Consider the following 22,081-nt stretch of genomic DNA (forward strand, 5'->3'; position numbering starts at 1 on the left):
CACGAGGCGTCAGTACGACACGGATGACGTGCGAAGATATTCGATGGCCTGAAGCAGATCAGGATATTTCGGGTATGACCGGGTTCCCGCACAGGCCGCACGCGCGTGGGACCTGCGTCGCGCCCACGCACTCGCTCCCCGTCAGCACCACCGAAACACAGGTGACCCGTGTCCCACTCACCACCCGCGCCAGAGTCAACGTCCCAGGTCGTCCACCCCGACGGTCGGGTGTCGATGCCCGAGGGCACCACGCTCCCCGACGGCCCGTTCGTCAACGACGACCTCCAGCCCGTCCCCATGTCCAAGCGGACCTGGGGCACCGGGAGCTTCACCGCGCTGTGGGTGAGCATGTCGGTGAGCATCCCCGCGTGGACGCTGGCCAGCGGGCTGATCGCCGCCGGGATGGACTGGCGGCAGGCGATGGTCACCATCGTGCTGGGCAACCTGATCGTGCTGCTGCCGATGGTGCTCACCGGGCACGCGGGCGCCAAGTACGGCATCCCGTTCCCGGTGTTCGCCCGGTCCTCCTTCGGCCTGCGCGGCGCCAACCTGCCCGCCCTGCTGCGCGGCGCCGTCGCCTGCGGGTGGTTCGGCATCCAGACGTGGGTCGGCGGTCAGGGCGTGTACGTCCTGGCCGGTCGCCTGTTCGGTGACTCCTGGACCGGCGCCGCCGCGATCGGCGGGTACGCGTGGACGCTGTGGCTGTCGTTCGGCCTGTTCTGGCTGGTGCAGGTCGCGATCATCCTGTGGGGCATGGAGGGCGTGCGCAGGCTCCAGGTCTGGGCGGCGCCGCTGATGGCCGTCGGCGGTGTGGCGCTGCTGGTGTGGATGGCCTACGAGGCGGGCGGCTTCGGGCCGATGCTCAGCACGGAGGACGGCCTCGGCTGGGGTCCGTCGTTCTGGGTGCTGTTCTTCCCCTCGCTCATGGGCGTGATCGGCTACTGGGCGACCCTGACCCTGAACATCAGCGACTTCACCCGGTTCGCCTCCTCGCAGCGCTCCCAGGTCCTCGGCCAGTCGCTGGGCCTGCCCACCACGATGACGCTCTTCTCGCTGATCGCGGTCATGGTGACGGCCGGGACCTCGGTCGTCTACGGCGAGGCACTGTGGAACCCGATCGACGTCGTGAACCAGATGGGCAGCGGGATCGGCCTGCTCTTCGCGATCTTCGTGGTGCTGCTGGCGACCGTGTCCACCAACATCGCCGCGAACCTGGTGGGCCCCGCCTACGACCTGGCCAACCTGAAGCCGAACTGGTTCAGCTTCCGGGTGGGCGCGATCACCACGTCGTTCCTGGGGGTCATGATCTTCCCCTGGAAGCTCATGGAGGACGAGAACGTCTACATCTTCTCGTGGCTGGGCACGGTCGGCAGCCTGCTCGGCGCGGTGGCGGGCATCCTGCTGGCCGACTACTGGCTGCTGCGCCGCACCCGGGTGAACCTGCCCGCGCTCTACACGCGTGACTCCGAGTACTGGTACTCGCGCGGCTGGAACTGGCGCGCGCTGGTGGCCTTCGGCGTGGGCGCGCTGCTGGCCGTGGGCGGCGCCGACCTGGGCTCGGGTCCGCTCATCGGGTTCCTGGCCCCGCTGGCCGACTACGGCTGGGTGGTGGCCCTGCTCACCGCGCTGCTGCTGCACTGGGGGCTGGGCCGGTTCGTTCCGGACCGCCGCCAGCACGAGGCCGACCTCACCGCCGCGGGAAGGCCCACCGAGCCCGCCGCCTGAGCCCCGGGGCGCCAGCCCCGCGGTCCCCGACCCCGGTTTCCCGAAGTGATCACTCACGATCCGGGAACCGGGGTCGACCCTTTTCCGCCCCCGTGTCCGACTGACCGGGTTCACGAACGCGCGGGGTCCGGGTCCGGTATGTCACGACACGCCGGGCGCGGCCCCGCTTCCCGGGCAGACCAACCGGACACAGCGTGCCGAACAGCACGGCATGTTTCGTTGTTTTCCGTGGTCAGAGGGGGGTAACGTCGAAATCTGCGTACATCCCCCGGGCATCCTTCCCGTGGGGACGACGGCCAGCGGACCTCTCAGGCACCTCACGCCACCGCGACCTCGCGGGCAACACGTCACACCGTCGTGTGAACCGGATCGTGCCCCATGCCGTCATCAATGTGGAGTTCCCGCGCGAATCGTGCGTGAACACCAGAAGAACGTCAGTACACCATCCGAGAAACCCTTCACCCCACGGGGCGTCACGGTCATCCGCGACTCGGCCTGACGTGCCACCACCGAGCACGTTGTTCCCCCAAGGTCGGGCACAGAGTTTCCACGAGTTCCACGGGAGACGAACTTGCCTGATATCACCACCCCGCGTCCCATCCCCGCCCCCGCCACCCGCACCGTGGCGGTCGTGCTGGCGGGCGGCAGCGGTCAACGCATCGGCCTCGCGACACCGAAGCAGCTGCTCAAGATCGCCGGGAAGACGATCCTGGAGCACACGCTCACCATCTTCGAGCGCGCCGAGCGAGTGGACGAGGTCATCGTGATGATGAACCCGGGCTTCGTCACCGACGCCCAGAGCATCGTCGACCGCGCCGGACTGTCCAAGGTCACCCAGGTGATCCCGGGCGGCACCTCGCGCAACGCCACGACGCAGCTGGCCCTGGACGCGCTGGCCCACCTCCCCGCGGCCACCACCAACGTCCTCTTCCACGACGCCGTGCGACCGATGCTCTCCCAGCGGATCATCGAGGACTGCGTCACCGCGCTGGAGACCCACGAGGCCGTGGACGTGGCCATCCCGTCGTCGGACACCATCATCGAGGTCGACGACGAGCTCATCACCGACGTCCCCCAGCGGTCGCGGCTGCGCCGCGGGCAGACCCCGCAGGCCTTCCGGCTCTCCACCATCCGCGACGCGTACGCGCACGCGTGGGAGGACCCCGGCTTCGAGGCCACTGACGACTGCTCCGTCGTCCTGCGCTACTCCCCCGACGTGCCCATCCACGTGGTCGCCGGTGAGGAGCAGAACATGAAGGTCACCCAGCCGGTCGACATCTTCATCGCGGACAAGCTCTTCCAACTCGCCACCTCCGCCACGCCGGAGCTCTCCGAGGACGACTACGAGCGCCAGCTCTCCGGCAGGACCGTCGTGGTCTTCGGCGGCAGCTACGGCATCGGCGCCGGAGTCGCCGACCTGGCCGAGAAGCACGGCGCCCGCGTCTTCCGCTACTCCCGCAGCGCCACCCGCACCAACGTCGCCAACCCGGACGACGTCGCCGGTGCCCTGGAGCAGGCCTACACCGCCACCGGGCGCGTGGACTTCGTGGTCAACACCGCCGGGGTGCTGCGCATCGGCCGCCTGGACCAGACTGACCCCGCCGAGATCGAGGACACCCTCCGGGTCAACTACCTGGCACCGGTGAACATCGCCCGCGCCTCCTTCCCCTATCTGAAGCAGACCGGCGGGCAGCTGCTGCTGTACACGTCCAGCTCCTACACCCGGGGCCGCGCCGAGTACAGCCTCTACTCCTCCACCAAGGCCGCCACGGTCAACCTCACCCAGGCGCTGGCCGACGAGTGGTCGGCCGACGGGGTGCGGATCAACTGCATCAACCCCGAACGCACCCAGACACCCATGCGCACCAGGGCTTTCGGGGACGAGCCCGCGGGCAGCCTGCTCAGCTCCGACCAGGTCGCCCGCACCTCCGTCGACGTCCTCCTCTCCGACCTGACCGGCCACGTCGTCGACGTGCGCAGGGAGAGCCTCGCCCTGTCCGGAGCCCGCACGCACGAGAAGGAACGGGAAGCGGCGAAGTGAAGAACTACCTCGCGCGGATCGGGCTGGACAGCACCGCCCTGGCCGTCCTCGGGATCATGGGCCTGACCTTCCTCCTCCAGGCGATCGAGGTCGCCATGGCGCAGGTCTGGATCTTCGGCGTCCTGGCGCTGGTCCTCTACGCCACCGAGTGGCTGGTCTCCCAGCGCGTCACCGTGCTCAGCAAGGTCCTGAGCCGCATCCGGGTCGGCCTGACCGTCCGCACACTGGCCCGGCAGGCCCTGGTGCTGGCGCTCTACGTCTCCGTGGACGCGGTCGGCACCCCCGCCTACTGGTGGACCGCTGGCAGCGTGGCCGCGTTCTTCGTGCTGACCCTCGCCTACGACCTGCTCCGCCACCAGGTGTTCCGCCGGGCCAAGCTGCCGGTGAAGACCCGCAACCTGGACCTGCCCGGGCTCCGGACCCCCGAGGTTCCCGAGCCGCTGCGCTGGCTGTCCATGAGCCGTCTCCTGCTGGCCGACCTCCCGCTGGTCCTCGGCGCCGTCGGCTTCCTCGCGGGCGGCCCGGGCGTCCTGGCCGAGCTCGGCGCGGCTCTCACGGTGCTCCTGGCGCTGAGCGCGGTCCTGCTCGCGGTCCCGGTCTTCCTGGCCCACCTGCGGGCGCCGTCCGACGAGGAGGTCATCGAGGGGGTCAACCGCGCGCTGCGTGAGATCGAGCCCGAGGTGGTCCTGTACTTCACCTTCGGCGTGGGCCAGCAGAACGCCGTCTATCAGGCGAACATGTGGCTGGACGCCCTGGAGAAGGCCGACCGGCGCGCCCTGGTGATCTTCCGCGAACGCGGGAACCTGCCCCACCTGGAGCCCACCTCGCTGCCGGTGGTGTGTGTGCCGCGCGCCGACGACCTGGCCGCCCTGGACCTCTCCGCGGTGCGGGTGGCCCTGTACCCGGGCAACACCGGCAAGAACATCCACCTGATCCAGCGCGCCGAGATCAAGCACGTGTTCGTCGGCCACGGCGACAGCGACAAGCTGCCCAGCAGCAACCGCGTCAGCCGGATCTTCGACGAGATCTGGGTGGCGGGGCGCGGAGGCCGGGACCGCTACGAGCGGGTCCGGCACGCCATCGACGACCGTGACGTGGTCGAGGTGGGCCGTCCGCAGCTGGTCGAGGTACGGGGGCACCGGCCGCCCGAACAGCGCGCGGTACCGACCGTCATCTACGCGCCCACCTGGGAGGGCGTGGACGACAACAACTACCTCACCTCGGCGGACACCGCCGGGCTGGAGCTGGTGGAGCGCCTGGTCGGGGGATCCGAACCGGTCCGGGTGATCTACAAGCCGCACCCGCTGCTGGGGCGGCGCGCCCCCGCCGCCGGAGCGGCGCACCGGCGGATCATCGAGCTGATCGAGGAGGCCAACGGTCGCCTGGAGCCGGTGACTCCGGAGGCCGTCCGCGAGCTCACCGAACTGCGGGAACGGATCGACGCCTTCCGGGAGGGCGCCTCGGAGCAGCGGGTGACCGCCGAGGACCTGGTCGGCTACCGGGAGCTGCTGGAGCGCTGGCACACCCTGTACTGGACCTCGTCCGGCCCGCTGCGCCACCACGTGGTCACCGACACCCTGCCGTCGCTGTTCTCGTGCTTCAACGAGTCCGACGTGATGGTCAGTGACATCTCCAGCGTGGTCGCGGACTTCGTCGCCAGCGGGAAGCCGTACGCGATCGTGGACATGCAGGGAAGCGACGACGACGAGTTCCGTCGGCAGTTCCCGTCGGCGGGCGCGGGCTACGTGCTGCGCCCGGGTCTGGCGGGGCTGGAGACCGTCCTGGCCGCCGCCCGCGAGCCGGGGGGCGACGAGCTGGCCGGTCGCCGCGCGGTGCTCAAGCGGTATTTGCTGGGCCCGGACGAGCCGGACTCGCTGACCCGGTTCAACACGGCCGTGAACGACCTCTACGAGCGGGCGCTGCTGGACTTCCCGGTCGGCGCGACCGCCGAGCCGATCCCGGCCGACCCGTTCCGGGGCCCCGCCGGCACCCCGGTGCCCGTGGGCGACTGACCGTCCCCGAACACCACGGAAGGGCCCGCGCGAGCGTCGCGCGGGCCCTTCCGTAGTTCCCGGTGGGAACCGGTCGAACCCCCGCGTCCGCGGCCCGGTGCGTGCGCCCGGGTCAACCGCCCAACTGGATGCGCGCCATCCGCATGATCTTGCCCAGCTCGCGCTCGACCTGCTCTCGGGGGCGCCCGTCCCGCACGACCAGTCGGGCGGTGAAGGGGTTGCCGTCGATCATGCGGGTGAGTTCGTAGCACACGGCGTCGCCCTCGACGCTCCACGCGAGCCCGTCCCGGTCGGTGTCCGCCTCCACGGAGTCAGCGCCCACGATGTCCTCGGAGCGGGGTCCGCCTCCGGAGAGCAGGGCGCGGACCGAACCGTGCGTCCAGCCCAGCGCGGCCTCCAGCCGGTGGGCGGTGAGCTCGCGTGGGACGCTCCGGCCGCTCCGGATGTCGCGCAGCGCCTGCTCGGACAGGTCGGCGCGGGCGGCCAACTCACCCCAACCCAGCCCCAGCGCGAGGCGGCGTTCGGACATGGCCCGGTCGAGGGCGTCGTGTGAACCACCGGGAGATCTGTCCTTGGGCATGGCCCCAACCTTAGGTCAGCGTCGTAGCGGTCCGGGAGGCCCGGTGCCGCCTCCCGGGGGCGGCACCGGACGGACCCCAGTGCGATCAGCCCTGGAGGCACGCCTTCCCTGGGGTCGCCGTGCTTGTAACTTGGCGTTACTTTGCATAAATTGGGGTTACTTTCCCCCACGACGGAGGCCCCCATGCACCGCTCCTGCACCACCGTCACCTGTGCTCTCCCCCTCGACGGCGACGCGTCCGTCTGTGCCCCCTGCCTGCGACGACTGGACCGGGCCCTGGCCAGGGTGGTAGGGGGACTGCCCCGTGACCTGGACCTCGCCCTCGCCCGACAACGGCGCACCGGGCCGGGAAACCTCGGCCGCCGGAGCACCGGGATCCCGTTGGCCTTCGACCCCTCGATCACCGAGGCCGCCGCCGTCCTGCACGACACCCTGTCCGCCTGGTGCCGGACCCTCAGGGAGCCCGGGACGCCCGACCCCGCGGGGAACGAACCGTCCACGCTGGCCTCCTGGCTCTCCCGGCGCACCGGTGTGCTGCGGCGCCACGCGCTGGGCCCGGAGTGCGTGGACGAGGTCTGCGCGGCGGTGGACCAGGCCGAGCGCGCGGTCGATCTCCCCTCCGACAGGGTCATCGCCGGCCCCTGCCCCCAGTGCGCGACCCCCTGCTACGCCCGGGCGGGGGCGGCGAGCACCCGGTGCCCCGACTGCGAGGCCACGGTGTCGGTCGGAGAGGGGCGGCGGCGCATGCTCCTGGCCGCCGGGGAACACCTGGTGACGGCGGCCGACGCCGCACGGGCCCTCCAGGTCCTGGGACACCGGGTCACCCCTGCCTCCGTGCGTGGCCACGCAAGGCGCGGTCGACTGCGGCCCCGGGGCACCGGCAGCGCCGGGCGCCCCCTCTACTGTCTGGGCGACGTCGTGGACGTCTACCTGACGAGGCCGTGCACCGGCGACCGGACCGTCAGCCGCCGTCCCTGAGCCAGGACTCCAGGAGGCGCAGTTCGCCGGGGTCCAGCAGGAGGGCGGCATCCCGAAGCACCTCCCTCACCGGCAGGTCAGCCCGGACCAGGGCCACACTGTGCGCACCCGAGCGCACGACCGCGATCGGGCTGGCCGACATGTGCGCGTAGCAGGCGCGCAGGCCCGCCGAAGCACCGATTTCCGCTCCCGCCATCAGACGTCCCCTGCCTCCACGAAGACCGTGCACCTCAGCCGAACACCCCGTATCGGAAAGCACAAGGGACATACCCCGGTTCCTCCCCATCGCCCACGCCACGGGGCCGTGGGCAGGCCGACGGCCTGGTCATTTCCCTCCCGTACACGGGTGGCCGGTTCCGGTCGTGGGAACCTCTACCGGCGCACCCCCGCCACGGTCCCGGAACAGGACGGCGGGGCGGGGTGCCCGCTGACGCCCCGCCCCGAACCGCTTTCCCGAGGAGTCGAGCGCGGCGTCCGTGTCACCGGTGGCGCCGGCTCTCCAACTCCGCCCTCCGCTTCTCGGCCCGCCGCTGCGCCTCGGCCAACCGAGCGAGCTTCTCCTCCTGTGCCCTGCGCACACGGGGGTCGGCCGGGTGCGGTTGGCCGGTGGTGGCGTGCACCAGGTCCGCCTGGAGGTAATGGGACAGCGTCCACCCCTCTCCGCCCGCAGCGATCACCGTGGCCGAGTCCGCGGGCAGGTGGCGCACCAGGACGGCCAGTCGGCGCGGGGTGAGTCCACCGCGCCAGAGGTCGCCCAGGTCGATCCCGTAGTACCGGGCCAGATCCGCCTCCACCGCGTCAGGGAACTCCCTGAGCAGGCGGAGGAGGCGGGCTATTCCCCCGGGCTCTGGAACCCGTACGCGGCGGCGATCTGCTCCGCCAGCACGTTGAGATCGGCCAGGGTCGCCCCCGTGTCCTTGAGCCGCTGCCACTGTTCGGCCCCCAGAAGGCTGCGGACGGCGGCCACGATCTTCCCCTCCTCGAACCCCTCCAGGGCCGCGAGGGGCCACTGGTCGGAGGTGGCGGGCAACAGGTACTCGACCCCGCCCAGCGTGAGCCGCTTGGGCTCGGGCGCGGCCTCGGCCTCGGCCCTCACGGCCCTGGCCTCCGGGGAGGAGGCCGGTGCCTGTGGCTGGCCCGGGGTCGTCGGTGCTGCCGGAGCCCGTACGACGGTGTTCTCGGTCATGGCGCGGTTCCCTCTCGAGAGATGGTGTTCGGACTGCGCGCGCGGTTGTCAGTGGGGCCGGGCCGGTGAACCGCGCGAACCCCGACCCGGCCGGCCGGTGTCAGAGGGTGCTCAGCCCCTCCCCGCCGCCCCCGTCGTCGCCTCCGTCGTCGCCTCCGCCACCGTTGTCGTCCTCGGGGCGGGCCGGGCCCTTGTAGGTGTAGAAGAGCGTGGCCTTGTCGTTCACCGGGTCGGTGGGATAGATCGCCACGGTGATCTCGCGCTTGGCGATCTCGGTCGCGTTCTCGGTGGACTCCCCACGCTCGGCCACCTGCGCGTAGTTGGCCGACACGGTGCGCTTGACGACGTCTCCGGTACGGGTCTCGAAGGCGATCATGAACTTCGCCTGGAGGTCGGGGACGTTGATGTCGCCCTCGAAGGCCCCGCGCTCACCGAACTCCACGTCGTGGCCGGGGAACATCACGTCGTAGACGGCCTTGTTGTCCTCGAAGGGCAGGAACTTGCGGGTCACCTTGAAGTTGTTGTGCGTGGAGGCGACCAGGATCCCGCCCCAGGCGTAGAGGTCCTCGCTCTCGACCTCGAACGTCTCGGTGAAGCCCTCCTCCCCGTCCAGCAGGCCCACCTGCTCCCAGGAGGCGTCGAACGGGCGGCCCTCACGTGGGATCTCGCTGCCCAGGGGGGCGATGTAGACGTCCGCGTACGCCCAGACGCTGGCGTTGTCGGTACTTGCCATCGGGGATGGCTCCCTTCTCCGGTGATCGTGTGTGTCGGGTCCCGCCGGGGCGGGTCGTCAGGGCCGCGCGGCCCGGCGCTGGGTGACCAGCACCGTGAAGGAGGCCCGGCGGTCGGCCAGGTCGCCCTCGTCGTCCACGACGACGCCGTCAACCGGGCGGACGGAGACCACCTGTGTGTCTCCGGGGTGTTCCAACAGGGCCGCGTGGGCCAGGCGGGCCAGTTCCTTGAGCTCGTCGCGGGCGTCGGCCCAGGAGGTCACCCGGACGGTCGCCCGCTGGGTGAGCGGCGGTTCGGACTCCGCCGACTCGCAGTGCACCGTCAGAGCGGGGTCCGCCCCGGGTTCCCGGACCGGTGAGGAGACCGCCGTGACGGGCGTCCCCGACCACCGGTCCGGGAAGTCGGTCAGCCGTCCGCGCAGATGGTCCACGACCAGGTCCTCAGCGTCCGCGAAGAGCGGGACGATCATGTCGGGCGCCTCCAGTCGAGTGGTGTTGCGGCGGGTGGTCAGACGAGGTCGCCCGGGTCGGTGACCGGGTCGGGTGAGGCGTCGTCGAGACCGCCCGACCCCCTCAGGTCGTTGCCGTATCGGACCAGGTCCTGGCACGAACCGGTGACGGACAGCCCCGCGTCGAGGCTGTCCACCCCGTTCCCGGTGACCGCGAGGCCGCGGGTGCGGGCGACGACCCGGATGCCGTACGCGGCGCCCCCGGAGATCCGGTTGGCGGAGACCCTGAGTCCCCCGCCGCCCCGGACGTGCACGCCGTCGCCACCGACCCGGCTCAGGACGTTGGCGTCCACCACGGCGTCCTCGGTGGACTCCAGAAGGATCCCGGAGCCCCGGGTTCCGCTCACGGTGTTGGCGGTGATGGTCACCCGGCGGACCGGGGCTCCGGGGCTCCCAGTGCAGCGGATCGCCGGGAGCCCTCCGGTCCCGGTGAGGACGTTGCCGCTGACGACCACGTCCGAGAGCGACGAGGGAGGGCCGGTGGAATCGCCCCGGCCCGGGGGCCGGGCGTCGGGCCCCTCGGCGTCGGCCGCCGAGACCACGCTCACCCCGCCCGCGCAGTCGAGGAAGGTGTTCCCCTGCACCGTGATCCGGCCTCCCTCGAAGGCGTGCACGGCCTCGGCGGAGCAGGACTCGAAGTGGCAGCCCAGGATCCGGACGTCGCCGTCCGCGCGGCCCGGGGCGGCGCCGTGTGCGCTGATCCCCCGGGGCCAGGGCCCGTCGCCCGGCGTCCGCGCGGGCCCGAAGGAACACCCCGCCACCGTCACGTCGGAGCAGGGGGTGTCGTCGCCGGAGCCGGACTCCCCGGACCCGGAACCCGCCCGGGCCGGAGCCAGCCGGACCGCCGCCGAGAGGGACGGGCCCTCCCTGGCCCGGGTGAACCCCTCGCAGCGGACGTCTGTGATCCGAACGCACCGCACCGCGACGAGCTCCACCGCGTGGCGCCCGGGAACGTCGCGGATCACGGTCTCCCGCACGGTGATCCCGAGCGAATGAGCGAACGACAGGACGCTGGCGGGGGCGGGGACCCGGCGCCCGTTGCCGTCCCAGACACCGCCCTCCAGGAGGATCCGTCCGTGGCCCGTGCGGGCGGGCGGGTCCTGGCCGGGGTCGCCGTTGGTGAGGAGGGTCCCCTCCCCGTCCCGGCGCACCACGGCGTCCGGGGCCAGGACGATCCGCGTGTTGGCGTGGACGCGCAGCGGAGGCGCCTGGACGGAGTAGGTGCCGCCGGGGATCCACACGACCCCGCCACCGTCCTCCCGGGCACCGTCGAGGGCCGCCTGGAGCGGCCCGGTGTCATCGGTCCCGCCGTCACCGATCGCGCCGAGGGCACGCACGTCCCGCACCCCAGTAAGGGTGGGTTCCGGTGCCGGCGAGGCGGATCGGCGCGCTCCCCCGTCGTCGGTGGCGGAGGCGCCGGGTTCCGCTCCCGGGACCGGGCCCCGGCGCTGGGAGGAGGTGAAGGTGGAACGGACCCTGCGGTGCAGGTGGGCCCATTCCCCGGAGAGGTCGGGCGGGTAGCTGGGCAGTGGCATCAGGGCTCCTCCGCTCCGGGTTCGGTGGTGGGCTCTTCCTCGAAGATGAGCGTGGCGGTGTCCTCGCCCTGGCCCCGGGTGGCCGGGGTGACCTCCATCCCGATCACCCGCCAGGACCGGGAGAAGGAGGGGCTCCCCCTGACGAGGGGGAACCAGTCGTTGACCAGGGTCAGGCGGGCCCGGTCGCCCAGCCGGTCCGGGGTGAGGGTGGTGCGTTCGGCCAGACGGACGGTGACCTGCGGGAACCGCACCGATCCCGAGGAGCGGGCAGCCCACCAACGGGCGTGGTCGTCCAGGGCCGCCGGACTGGTGACGCCAGGAACGTCCACGGTGCGGTCCATCAGGGGCCACCCGGCGTCCGCGAAGCGCGGGTCGGACCAGGTCCGGGAAAGGACGGGCTCGGCCTCCTCCCCAGGGGCGGCGTTCGGTGCGTCGCCCCGGGCCCGCCACGAGGTGGCGGCCCCCGAGGCGTCCGCCGGGTAGCTCCACGCCACGACGTTGCCCGGCTGGGTGAAAACGTGCTCGGTCCGGTCCTGGCCCATCCGGTCCATGACCACGAACTCTCGGACCCGCCCTCCACCGCGCACGACGGTGCGCACCATCCACTCGGGGCCGTCGACGCGTGCCGACAGGTCCTCCAGCGCCTCCCCGAAGGACACCGCGTCCGAGGCACGGTGGGAGATCGTCCGGGGTTCGGCGGCGGACCCGTCCCCGCCACCGGTCTCCTCCGGGTCCTCCGGGTCCGGAGGTTCCCCGGGAGTGACCGGCACGAGTCCGATCGGCCGGGGTTCCTCCATCCGCCGGACGAGCTCACGGGCCAGCCACCGCTGGTCGGTGCCCTCCAGGGTGAGGTCGGCGCGGATCTGGCGGTGGTACAGGTAGCTCTCCAGGGAGGCGCCGGAGAGGTCGACGGAGACGCGGCCCCGATTGTCGCTCTTCGGCTCGGCCGACCAGAGCAGGTAGGTGCCCCAGATCCGGTCGCCGCGCCAGACGTGGACGACGGTGCGGCCGGGGCCCCGCCCGAGGTCGCCGTCGCTGCGGCCCACCACCCGGGCGACCCTTTCGGCCGTCTCGGGGCCGGTGACCGCGACCGAGCCGCTGAACGTCCCCGGCTGGCAGATCCGCCGGTCGAAGCTCACGCCGGTCAGGTCGAGGTCCGCGATGGGCCGGTCGGTCACGAGGTCGCAGAACTGGTAGCGGTAGAAGGCCATGTCACTCCGCCGTGTCCCGTGCCTGGCCCTGCGGGGGCGGCTTCACCGCCTCCGTCGTCTCCTCGGTCCGCTCGACCGCCATCCAGCTCACCGTGAACGGGGTGTTGTTGGTGCGCGCGACGCGGATCGTGAAGCCGTCCTTGTTCCTGTGGATGGAGGTGATCTCCTTGAGGTTGCCGGGGACGTCGCTGACACCGGTGAGGAAGATCGCCGGGGTCTCCTCGAAGGTGCCCGGCGCGAACTCGATCCTGGCGCCGCCCCGGAAGTAGTCTCCGGTGGGCTCGTCGGCCACCACCTGGGTCACCAGGCCGGTCACGACCCTGGGCCTGCGTTCCTCGTGATCCGGACCGGCGACCGTGACCCACGCTCCCTCCTCACGGACGTAGAGGTTCCGACCGGAGGCGACGTAGGCCAGCGTCCCGTCCGCCACCTCCCGCATCCGGTTCCGGGCTGCGGTGTCGGGGACCCGCACCACCCCGCCCGCCACCGAGGTGTAGTCACGCTGGTCCGCGACGCCCTGGGGCAGGGCGTCCCCCGGTTCCTGCGGCCAGTCGATCCCACCCTCACCCGCCGTGACCCCCTGGGGAACGGTGATCTCGAACAACGGCAGGTAGGTCTCGTCGGAGTCAGGATCGACGACCCGCACCTCGACCAACGTCTCGCCCGAACCGTCGTAGGTGTCGTCCCGGACCACCACGCCGACGACGTCCACGCGGTCGCCCTCGGCCGGTCCGTCCTCCAGTTCGATCTCGACGGTCTCGGTGCTGGCGACGAGATAGGTGCCCTGATGGGTCGCGGACGCCCCCCGGACCGCGGCCACGAAGGGGGCGACGGTCGCGGTCATATCGGCACCGCCCAGGTCGGCGGTGCCCCTGCCGTGGAAGATCCCGCTGCGCCGGTCCAGGGTCTCCCCCTCCGCGCTGCCGCCGAGGAGTGCCCCGAGGACGACCCGGTGGTCCTCGGCGGAGGTCGCTCCGGAGCGCAGGGCCAGGGATCGGATGGTCATGTGTTCCTCCAGTCGTTGGACGGCGGTGTCACAGGTAGGCGTCGCGCCAGCGGAAGCGGGCCCAGGACTCGGGTTCGGAGGTCTGCGGGCGGAAGTGGACCGGATTGGTCCCGGGGGCCAGCGTCCAGTGCTCCGGGGGAACGGACGCGGGAGCGATGTGGTGGAAGCCGTCGACACCGTTGAGGATCACCGTCCCCTGGTCGCAGTCGACGACGAGCCGGTCGGAGCCGGCCAGGGTGAGGCCGAACTCCAGGGTGGTCCCGGTGGTGCGGTTGATCAGGCGCGGCCGGGAACACGGCCCCGCCACCTCCACCACGGGGTGAGTGGGGCTGTCCCCGTCGTTGAGCAGGTTCGCCCCGCCTCCGTGAGCCGGCTCACCGTGGTCGAGCGGATACACCAGCGGGTACTCCAGGCCGTCCTCACTGGGCCGGGGAGGATGGACCGTCTCCCGGCGCTCCGCCCCGTACCTGCGCGGATCGGCACAGGTCCACTGCACCGTGACGATCGGACGCGCGCTCCGGAAGGCCGGGCCCCCCGGGATGACCCGGGCGGTGACCTGCGCGCTGGCCGTAAGAGTCTCCCCGCCCACACAGATCTCCAGAGGATGCTGCCGGGCTCCGTCGGTGAGCGTCAGCGCCCGGCGCAGCGGGCGCAGCACCCCGTGCACGTCCGCGAGGGAGTCGGCCCCGGTCAGTACCCCGACGGCCGTGACCAGCCGCTGTCCCGCCAGGGCCGCCCCCGGCCAGGCGCCGTGCCGGGCCGCGCGCTCGACGTTGCCGGTCTCGATCTCGGGCAGATCGTCCCAGCCCTCCAACTCGGTCAGGGCCAGCCCGCGTCCGTCGAACAGCAGCCGTCCGCGCCAGCGGATCTGTCCCTCCCGGAGTCCGCTCATCACATGCCTCTCGATCGCATCAGGAACATGAGGCGGTCCCCGACCTCGTGCGGCGACATCTCCTCCGTGGCCTCGAACCGCTCGATGTTGACCACCGGACCGCCCTGGGTGAGCGGGGAGCCGGACCGGGCCGCCGCGTGGTCGCGCACCTCCAGGGACGCGGGGACCACCCGTTTGGTGATCTCACCGCTGACGTCTCCGAGCTGGCCGCGCAGGTCCGGGAAGCGGTCGTCGATCCCGTCCATGAGGCCGTCCATGATCATCCGCCCGGCCGGGGTGAGCAGCTTCTTGTCCACCCGCGCCGGACCCTTCCAGTCCGGGATCAGGTCGGTGAGCCCGGAGAGCTTGTCCTTGACCTTCTGCCAGAGCGCGTCGATACCGTCGATGAGCCCCCGGACGATGTCCTTGCCGGCGTTCAGCAGGAAGTTCTTCGCGTCGGAGAAGAAGCCCTTGATCTCCTCTGGCAGGTCACCGACGAACTCCAGGACCGCCTTGACCTTGTCCTCGACCCCCGTGCGCAGGGCCTCGAACTTCTCGACCGCCCACTTCCGGGCGTTCTCGAACGCGTTGCTGATCGCGGTGGCGATGCCGCTGACGATCCCGCCCAGCCGTTCGCGGATCGCGGAGAAGACCGCCCCGATCCGTTCACGCAGCCCCTCGACCAGCTCCACCACCCAGGTGACGGCGGCCCTGATCGTGTCCAGGACCGTCTGCCAGGCCGCGTCGATCAGCTCCACCACCCAGTCCCACGCCGCCTGGACGGCACCGGTGACCCGCTCCCAGACGCTGGTGAGGAACTCGACGATGGTCTCGGCCACTCCCGTGATCTTCTCGACCAGCCAGTCCCAGACCTCGCCGGTCTTCTCCACCAGCCAGTCCCAGGCCTCACCGATGAACGCGGTGATCTCGTCCCAGTAGGTGAACAGGAGGGCGAACGGGTGGTGGGCGAGGATCGTCGTGATCCACTCCCAGGCGGTCTCGATGAGACCGAGAAGGGCGTCCCAGAAGTCCTGCGCGGCCTCCAGCAGCGCCGTCCACATGCCCGGTAACGTCTCCGTGAAGAAGGCCATGACCCCTTCGGCGATCTCCTTCACGAAGGAGAAGACCCCGTCGACGATCTCCCGGAAGGTCTCGGAGTTCTGGTAGGCGTACACGAGGCCGGCGACCAGTGCGCCCAGGGCCGTGACGATGAGGCCGATCGGGTTGGCCTTCATGACGGTGTTCAGCGCCTTCTGCGCCCCGGCCATCAGGTTGCTGCCGATCGCCCCCGCCTTGGCCGCCACCCCTCCCTTGGTCGCGTTCCTGCCGAAGCCGTCGGCCCCGGCTCCCGCCGTCCGGTACCCGGTGGCCAGATCGCGCAGCGCCTGGGTGCCGGTGGAGAACCCCTGGGCGACCACCGGGGCCGCCGCGTCGACGAGCCTGCTCGCCAGCGCCCGACCGATCCGTTCTCCGGCGGCGGGCAGCGTGGCGCTGAGTGTCTCACCGACCTGACCTCCGAACGCCTGGACGGCGGGGGGCATGTTCGAGAGACCGCTCTCGATCATCTCGTTGGCCTTGTCCGCGAGCAGGGTGCCGCCCTGGTTACCGGCTTCTCCCGCCCCGTCCGTGACCTTGTCGGTCAGGCGGCGCCCGGCCTCGGCCCCCAGGGTCTCGACCGCCCCGGGCAGGGCGTCGAGTCCCTTCCCGATGAGTTCGGCCGCCTGGGAGGCGGCCCCGGAGGCGCTGCCGGGCAGCCCGGAGAACATCTCGCTCACCCGAGGGGACACCCCGGTGGTCATGGCCGCGCCGAGCTGGGCGCCGATGCTCTGGCCGGCGCCGACAAGAGTGCTGGTCAGGGTGTCGGAGATCTGCTGCCCGTAGGCCTGGACGGCCGGGGGCGCGCCGGACAACCCGGCGGAGATCCGTTCGTTGATGGCGCCCGCGAGCTGCTCACTAACCTGACCACCCGCGTCCCTGCCGACCTGCGGCAGCGTCGCGAAGTCCTGCTCCAGCTGCTTCCTGACCTGCTCACCGATGCTGTTCAACTCGGGAATCATCTGGACACGCACGGACACGGCGCCGGACATGGCTCACCTCTGCTCGGCCGTCGGGGGGCAACGGTCCCGGGGACCGGGGACGTGGGGGCGGACGGACACGACGCGGCCCGGAACGGGCGGGAGAGGAGGGCGCGGCCGAGCGACTGGACGGCTCTGGGCGGCGGAACGCGCGTCGGACGTGCAAGAACCCCGGAAACACGAAAACCCGGCTCTGGGCCGGGTCGGACACACCTGTGGTGCTCTCCATAAGCGTGCCACACCTCATGGATCCCCCACAAGGGCCCGAACCGATCGGTTGGGGACGGACGGGGTGGGACAGCGTCGCGCTCGCCGAGGCCGGCCGGGGCCGTGCGATCCCCCGGTGTCGTGTGAGTACGCGGCAGACACACACCCGGATGTGACCCCGCGCACACGTTCTCCCTGTTCAGGGATACGCATTCACACAGATTCCATCTCGACTCGACAACAGCCCCCGTCCCTCACACAGGACACACCCCGGTGCTGCTGATACTGGACCGGCAGGGCGTCTCCCTCAGCCCCCACCGCGTGCCCGGCACCCCGTCGCCCGAACGGCCCGGCTGGCCCCTGCCCTCACCTCCTTCGAGCCCGAGGCAGACCCGTGTCCGTTTCCGCCCTGAACCGCGCCCACGACCCCGTCACACCCCACGTGACCCGCCGCCGCCCCGACATCGAGGGGCTGCGCGCCGTCGCCGCCCTGCTGATCGCCGTCTACCACATCTGGTTCGGCACGGTCTCCGGCGGAGTCGACGTCTTCCTGCTGCTCACCGGCTTCCTCATCACCGGGTCGCTGGTCCGGGCCATGGAACGCGACGGGCGCGTCGACGTCGCCGCCTTCTGGACCAAGCTGGTCAAGCGGCTCTTCCCCGCGGGCGCGGTCGTGCTCGCCGCCGTCCTGGTGACGGCCCACGCGTACTTCCCGCGTTCCCAGTGGACGACCGTCATCGAGGACGTGTGGGCGGCCGCCCTCTACTACGGGAACTGGCACCTGGCGCTGGGATCGGTCGACTACATGGCGGAGAACTCCGCCGCCAGCCCCGTCCAGCACTTCTGGTCCCTGGCCGTGCAGGGGCAGTTCTACCTGCTGTGGCCGGTCCTGATCGGCGTCGCCGCGCTGGTCGCCGTCCGGCTGGGCCGGTCGGTCCGCCGGGGCGCCACCGTGGCGGTGGGCGCGGTCTTCGCCGGTTCCTTCGCCTACTCGTTGTGGATCACCTCGACCGAGCCGGTGTGGGCCTACTTCGACACCGGTGCCCGCCTGTGGGAACTGGCCCTGGGCGGTCTGCTCGCGCTCTTCGTGCACCGGGTGGACCTGCCCGGCTGGGCGCGGACGGCCGCCGGGTGGCTCGGGCTGGTCGCGCTGGTCCTGTGCGGGTTCGTGATCGGCGACTCCCTGCCCTATCCGGGCTACGCCTCCCTGTGGCCCACCCTGGCGGCCCTGCTAATCATCCTCGCGGGCGCGGGCCGGGCGGAGAACGGCCGACTGTCCGCCAACCGGCTCCTGGGCGCCCGCCCGCTGACCTGGCTGGGCGGGCACGCCTACACCCTGTTCCTGTGGCACTGGCCGGTGCTCGTCCTGCACCTGGAACTGACCGGCCTGGACCGTCCCACCCCCGGCGGCGGCCTCCTCGTCCTGGCGGTGTCCCTCGCGGCGGCGCTGGCCACCAGCTGGCTGGTGGACGGCGGCGTGAACCGGGCCACCCGCGGGCTCCGCACCCCGGTGTGGTCGCTGGCGGCCGGAGTGCTCTTCGTCGTCCCCGTGCTGGTGGCGGGCTCCCTGTGGGGGCAGTCGATCGAACGCGACCGGCAGCTGCGCACCGAGCTGAGCTCGAACCCGCTCGCCTACCCGGGCGCCGCGGTCCACCTCGATCAGGACCTGGCGCGGAACCTGCCCGCGTTGCCGATCTACCCGGACACGACCACGGTCGCCCGGGACACCATCGACCAGACCCGTGAGTGCAACGCGCTGAGCAACCAGCCGGAGGTGGTCACCTGCGAGTTCGGGGACGTGCGCTCCGACTACACGATCGCCCTGGTGGGCAGCTCCCACGTCCGGCACTGGTTCCAGGCTTTGGAGACCCTGGCCGACCAGCACGGGTGGCGACTGGTCACCATGACCAAGAACGCCTGCCAGTTCAGCGCCGAGGAGCAGTGGTACCGGGGGGCGGAGTTCCCCGAGTGCACCCAGTGGAACGACAACGTCATGACCGCGCTGGACGAACTGGAGCCGGACACGGTCTTCACCCTGGCCTCGCTGACGAGCGTGCGCACCGGCCCCGACGAGCACGTCCCCGCGGGCTTCGTGGAGCGTTGGCGCCAGCTCGACGAGCGGGGCGTGGACGTCGTCGCGGTCCGGGACACCCCCCGGTTCTCCTTCCGGGTCCCCGACTGCACCGACCGCAACCACCGGTCGGAGTGCGCGGAGCCGAGGTCCCACTCGATGGCGGCGGAGGCCCCCTACGAGGAGCTCACCGACGTCCCGGCCAACACCCGCTTCCTGGACATGACCAACTACCTGTGCCAGGAGGAGGTGTGCCACGGAGTGATCGGGAACCAGCTGGTGTACTACGACACCAACCACTTCTCGTACTCCTTCTCCCAGTCCCTGGCCATGGTCATGGAGCCCTATCTGCTGGCCGCCGCGAACCGGGCGCCCGAGGCGGAGCTGACCCTCGCGGAGGCCGCCCTGCCGCTCCAGGAGGCAGCCGCCGAGGAGGGCGGCAACCAGTCCTGACGGGCCTCAGCCGAGCTCGCCCCGGAGCCTGCGCCCGTGCAGCATGCGCAGGCGGTCCACCCAGTCGTCGTGCTCGGGCGCGTGGAAGTGGTTCTGCTCGCCCCACTCCCGGCTGGGCCGCCGGAACCGGGTGGCACGCAGGTCCGCCAGGGTGCCGAACAGGCCGCTGCCCTCGAAGACCGCGTTGCCCGCCCCCGGACCGACCCCGAAGTCGGTGAGGACCAGGGTGGGCACCCGGTGCGCGAGGGCCTCGACCACCGCGGCGGAACCGACCGCCACCAGACCGCGCGCCCGGTCGAGCTGGTCGGACAGACGCCCCGACCGGAAGACCAGGGTGTGGTCCTCCGTCAGGTCGGCGCGGACCAGGGAGCGCCAGGACTCCACGAACGGGAGGCGGTCTCCCGGATCCCGTCCGAGGTGGACGACGACCTCCAGGTCGGGTCGGCTCTCCGCCAGCTCGGTGAGGGCCAGCAGGACGCTCCGGCGCCCGCGTTCGGTGTCCGGCGCCCCGGGGTGGGCGGCGTACACGATCCGGTCACGCCGGGCGCCCCGGTCCTCGCTCCGCCGCCCGAGCGGCAGGCTGCCCAGCCCCACCTCACCCCGGACGCCGAGGCTCTCCCCCAGGGCGGTGTACTCCGCGACCTCGCGGCGGCTGTGCGCCACGAGCAGGTCGACCCTGGAACGGTGCAGCCACTCCCCCTCCGCCGCGGGCAGCGAGAGCGCTGGAAGCGCGGACACCACCACCGGCCGGTACCGGCGGACCACGGACCTCAGGGAGCAGGACAGCGTCTCCACCAGCGGACCTGAGCAGTTGAGCAGCACGACGTCGGGCCGGTGGCGTCGGACCAGGGAGCGGACCTGGCGCGCGGTGAGCACCGGGACGCGCAGCCCGGCCTGCCGGCTGCCCTCGGTCTCGTCACGGATCCGGGCCGGGGAGGGGGTCCGGTCGGTGCGGGCCACCGCGAGCCCGACCGTGGTTCCGGCTCCGGAGAGCCGGTCGAGCATGGCGACGGTGAGACCGACCCGCTCCGACGAGTCGGACACCGCCAGGATCGTGGGCGCCCCGACCCGGGTAGCGGGGCGGCTCCCAGTGGGAATGAGGGTCACGAAGCCGCCTCCTTGGCGTTCCGGATGGAGCTCCCAGGCTACACACGGAGAGTGACCACTCGGGAACGCATGGTTGGGAGAAGGCGAACGGCGGCCGCCCCTCGGGGACGGCCGCCGGGTGTGCGGGCGCTACTCGCCCTTCCAGACGGGGTCGCGCTTCTCGGCGAACGCGATCGCCCCCTCCATGGCGTCCTGGCTGACGAACACGGGGCCCGCCAGTTCGTTCTGCCGGTCCCACATCTGGTCCGAGGACCAGTCGTCCGAGGCCTGGATGATCTCCTTGGAGACCTTCAGGGCCAGCGGGCCGTTGGGGGTGATCCGGGCCGCCAGGGCGCGGGCACCCTCCAGGGCTCCTCCGCTCTCGGTGACCTGGTTGACCAGACCGAGCTCGGCCAGGCGTCCCGCGCCGACGAAGTCACCGGTCAGGGCGAACTCCATCGCGATGTTGCGTGGGATGCGGTGCTGGAGGCGGAGGAGCCCACCGGCTCCGGCGACCAGGCCGCGCTTGACCTCGGGGATGCCGAACTTCGCGTTGTCCGCCGCCACGACCAGGTCGCAGGCGAGCACCGCCTCGAACCCGCCCGCGAGGGCGTACCCCTCGACCGCCGCGATGAGGGGCTTCTTGGGGCCGCGCTCGGCGAAGCCGCCGAACCCGCGTCCCTCGACCACCGGGACCTCGCCCTTCATGAAGGCCTTGAGGTCCATCCCGGCGCAGAAGGTGCCACCGGCGCCGGTGATGATCGCGACGTTGACGTCCTTGCGGGCGTCCACGTCGTCCAGGGCCTCCGCGATGCGCGTCGCGACCGCCGCGTTCACGGCGTTCTTCGCCTTGGGACGGTTGATGGTGATGACGGCGACGCCGTCCTCAGCCGTGTAGAGAACCTCGTCGGACACGGTGTCCTCCTACTTCGGGGGCATGCGGAGGCCGCCGTCGATCCGGACGACCTCCCCGTTGACGTAGCTGACCTCCAGCAGGGTCCGGGCCAGCTTGCCGAACTCGGCGGCGGTGCCCAGGCGCTTGGGGAAGGGGACCGGGGCGGCGAGGCGCTGCTTGAACTCCTCCGAGCCCGGGCCGTCGCCGTAGATGGGCGTCTCCAGGATGCCGGGTGCGATGGTGTTCACGGTGACGCCGATGGCCGCGAGGTCGCGCGCCGCAGGGAGGGTCATACCGATCACGCCGCCCTTGGAGGAGGAGTAGGCGATCTGACCGATCTGGCCCTCGATGCCCGCGAGGGAGGCGGTGTTGAGGATGGAGCCGCGCTCGCCGTCCTCGTTGACCGGTTCGGTCTTCGCGATCTCGGCCGCCGACAGGCGCAGCACGTTGAAGGTGCCGATGAGGTTGACCTGGATGACCTTCTGGTAGCTGTCCAGGTCGTGGGGGTTGCCGTTCCGGTCCACCGTGCGGGTCGCCCAGCCGATCCCGGCGCAGGAGACCGCGACCCGGAAGGGTTTTCCGGTGTCGACGGCGGCCTGGACGGCCGCCTTGACCTGGTCCTCCTGGGAGACGTCGGTGGAGACGAAGACGCCACCGATCTCCTTGGCGACCGCCTCGCCGCGCTCGGCGTTGAGGTCGGCGATGACGACGGTGGCTCCGGCGGAGGCGAGTTCCTTGGCGGTGGCCTCACCGAGGCCGCTGGCGCCGCCCGAGACGAGGGCGGAGATTCCGTTGAGATCCATGGCCGCACTCTACAGAGAATGTGACCCGCGCACTAGAACCGGGTTCGGTTAATCACGGGTAACGCCCTGACCAGCGCCGTTGGAACCCACTGGAGCGGGTATGAGC

At 71.6% G+C, this 22,081-nt stretch carries 19 protein-coding genes; 5 read left to right on the top strand and 14 right to left on the bottom strand.

The annotated features are described in order from the left end of the window. Positions 1–168: 168 nt before the first annotated feature. The 3 genes from ACRWK8_RS11760 (at position 169) to ACRWK8_RS11770 (ending at position 5,778) form a co-directional block, all read left to right on the top strand. Entirely contained in the window at positions 169–1,725 is a 1,557-nt protein-coding gene (locus ACRWK8_RS11760) for an NCS1 family nucleobase:cation symporter-1 (RefSeq protein ID WP_431870215.1), read from the top strand. 571 nt (positions 1,726–2,296) lie between these two features. Then, the gene (locus ACRWK8_RS11765; protein WP_431870217.1) at positions 2,297–3,766 is read left to right on the top strand and encodes an SDR family NAD(P)-dependent oxidoreductase; all 1,470 of its coding nucleotides are present in this window, start codon (positions 2,297–2,299) and stop codon (positions 3,764–3,766) included. Then, positions 3,763–5,778 (top strand): glycerophosphotransferase, encoded by a 2,016-nt coding sequence (locus ACRWK8_RS11770; protein WP_378738491.1) that lies wholly within the window; start codon positions 3,763–3,765, stop codon positions 5,776–5,778. Before ACRWK8_RS11765 ends, ACRWK8_RS11770 begins: the two co-directional genes overlap by 4 nt. 112 nt (positions 5,779–5,890) lie before the next feature. Here the strand turns inward: ACRWK8_RS11770 and ACRWK8_RS11775 are convergent, their stop codons facing one another. Then, positions 5,891–6,358 carry a helix-turn-helix domain-containing protein gene (locus ACRWK8_RS11775; protein WP_431870220.1) on the bottom strand — a complete coding sequence of 156 codons (468 nt, stop codon included), beginning with the start codon at positions 6,356–6,358 and terminating at the stop codon, positions 5,891–5,893. A 183-nt stretch (positions 6,359–6,541) separates the two neighbouring features. Between ACRWK8_RS11775 and ACRWK8_RS11780 the strand changes: the two genes are divergently transcribed. Then, on the top strand, positions 6,542–7,336 hold the full coding sequence (locus ACRWK8_RS11780) for a hypothetical protein (protein WP_431870222.1): 795 nt from the start codon (positions 6,542–6,544) through the stop codon (positions 7,334–7,336). Here ACRWK8_RS11780 and ACRWK8_RS11785 read toward each other — a convergent pair. The 10 genes from ACRWK8_RS11785 to ACRWK8_RS11830 form a co-directional block, all read right to left on the bottom strand. Further along, positions 7,320–7,532, bottom strand: a complete 213-nt coding sequence (locus ACRWK8_RS11785) for a hypothetical protein (RefSeq protein WP_431870224.1) — start codon at positions 7,530–7,532, stop codon at positions 7,320–7,322. The two genes, ACRWK8_RS11780 and ACRWK8_RS11785, sit on opposite strands and share 17 nt — an antisense overlap. A 283-nt stretch (positions 7,533–7,815) precedes the next feature. Then, complete coding sequence (locus ACRWK8_RS11790; protein WP_431870226.1) at positions 7,816–8,130, bottom strand: hypothetical protein; 315 nt, start codon at positions 8,128–8,130, stop codon at positions 7,816–7,818. Positions 8,131–8,168: 38 nt separating this feature from the next. Next, complete coding sequence (locus ACRWK8_RS11795; protein ID WP_431870228.1) at positions 8,169–8,522, bottom strand: hypothetical protein; 354 nt, start codon at positions 8,520–8,522, stop codon at positions 8,169–8,171. Positions 8,523–8,622: 100 nt separating this feature from the next. Then, the gene (locus ACRWK8_RS11800) at positions 8,623–9,255 is read right to left on the bottom strand and encodes a hypothetical protein (RefSeq protein WP_431870230.1); all 633 of its coding nucleotides are present in this window, start codon (positions 9,253–9,255) and stop codon (positions 8,623–8,625) included. 57 nt (positions 9,256–9,312) lie between these two features. Next, the gene (locus ACRWK8_RS11805; protein WP_431870232.1) at positions 9,313–9,723 is read right to left on the bottom strand and encodes a hypothetical protein; all 411 of its coding nucleotides are present in this window, start codon (positions 9,721–9,723) and stop codon (positions 9,313–9,315) included. 38 nt (positions 9,724–9,761) lie between these two features. Beyond that, positions 9,762–11,297: a right-handed parallel beta-helix repeat-containing protein gene (locus ACRWK8_RS11810; protein WP_431870234.1), complete on the bottom strand. Its 1,536-nt coding sequence runs from the start codon at positions 11,295–11,297 to the stop codon at positions 9,762–9,764. Continuing rightward, positions 11,297–12,508, bottom strand: coding sequence for a hypothetical protein (locus tag ACRWK8_RS11815; protein WP_431870236.1), 1,212 nt, complete (start codon positions 12,506–12,508; stop codon positions 11,297–11,299). Before ACRWK8_RS11815 ends, ACRWK8_RS11810 begins: the two co-directional genes overlap by 1 nt. Before the next feature lies 1 nt (position 12,509). Further along, positions 12,510–13,514, bottom strand: coding sequence for a hypothetical protein (locus ACRWK8_RS11820; RefSeq protein WP_431870237.1), 1,005 nt, complete (start codon positions 13,512–13,514; stop codon positions 12,510–12,512). 28 nt (positions 13,515–13,542) lie between these two features. Next, a complete protein-coding gene (locus ACRWK8_RS11825) occupies positions 13,543–14,406 on the bottom strand; it encodes a phage distal tail protein (RefSeq protein WP_431870239.1) in 864 nt (287 codons plus the stop codon). After that, positions 14,406–16,472 (bottom strand): phage tail protein, encoded by a 2,067-nt coding sequence (locus ACRWK8_RS11830; protein WP_431870241.1) that lies wholly within the window; start codon positions 16,470–16,472, stop codon positions 14,406–14,408. The genes ACRWK8_RS11825 and ACRWK8_RS11830 overlap by 1 nt, the downstream gene beginning before the upstream one ends. A 589-nt stretch (positions 16,473–17,061) precedes the next feature. Here ACRWK8_RS11830 and ACRWK8_RS11835 point away from each other — a divergent pair. Beyond that, a complete protein-coding gene (locus ACRWK8_RS11835) occupies positions 17,062–19,191 on the top strand; it encodes an acyltransferase family protein (protein ID WP_431870243.1) in 2,130 nt (709 codons plus the stop codon). A gap of 6 nt (positions 19,192–19,197) precedes the next feature. Here ACRWK8_RS11835 and ACRWK8_RS11840 read toward each other — a convergent pair whose 3' ends face one another. The 3 genes from ACRWK8_RS11840 to ACRWK8_RS11850 form a co-directional block, all read right to left on the bottom strand. Continuing rightward, positions 19,198–20,298, bottom strand: a complete 1,101-nt coding sequence (locus ACRWK8_RS11840) for a DUF6716 putative glycosyltransferase (protein ID WP_431870245.1) — start codon at positions 20,296–20,298, stop codon at positions 19,198–19,200. Positions 20,299–20,427: 129 nt separating this feature from the next. Then, the gene (locus tag ACRWK8_RS11845; RefSeq protein WP_431870247.1) at positions 20,428–21,192 is read right to left on the bottom strand and encodes a crotonase/enoyl-CoA hydratase family protein; all 765 of its coding nucleotides are present in this window, start codon (positions 21,190–21,192) and stop codon (positions 20,428–20,430) included. A 9-nt stretch (positions 21,193–21,201) separates the two neighbouring features. Then, positions 21,202–21,975 carry an SDR family oxidoreductase gene (locus ACRWK8_RS11850; protein WP_431870249.1) on the bottom strand — a complete coding sequence of 258 codons (774 nt, stop codon included), beginning with the start codon at positions 21,973–21,975 and terminating at the stop codon, positions 21,202–21,204. Positions 21,976–22,081: the final 106 nt, after the last annotated feature.

This window comes from Nocardiopsis eucommiae (assembly GCF_965344335.1).
GTDB classification, from domain to species: domain Bacteria; phylum Actinomycetota; class Actinomycetes; order Streptosporangiales; family Streptosporangiaceae; genus Nocardiopsis; species Nocardiopsis eucommiae.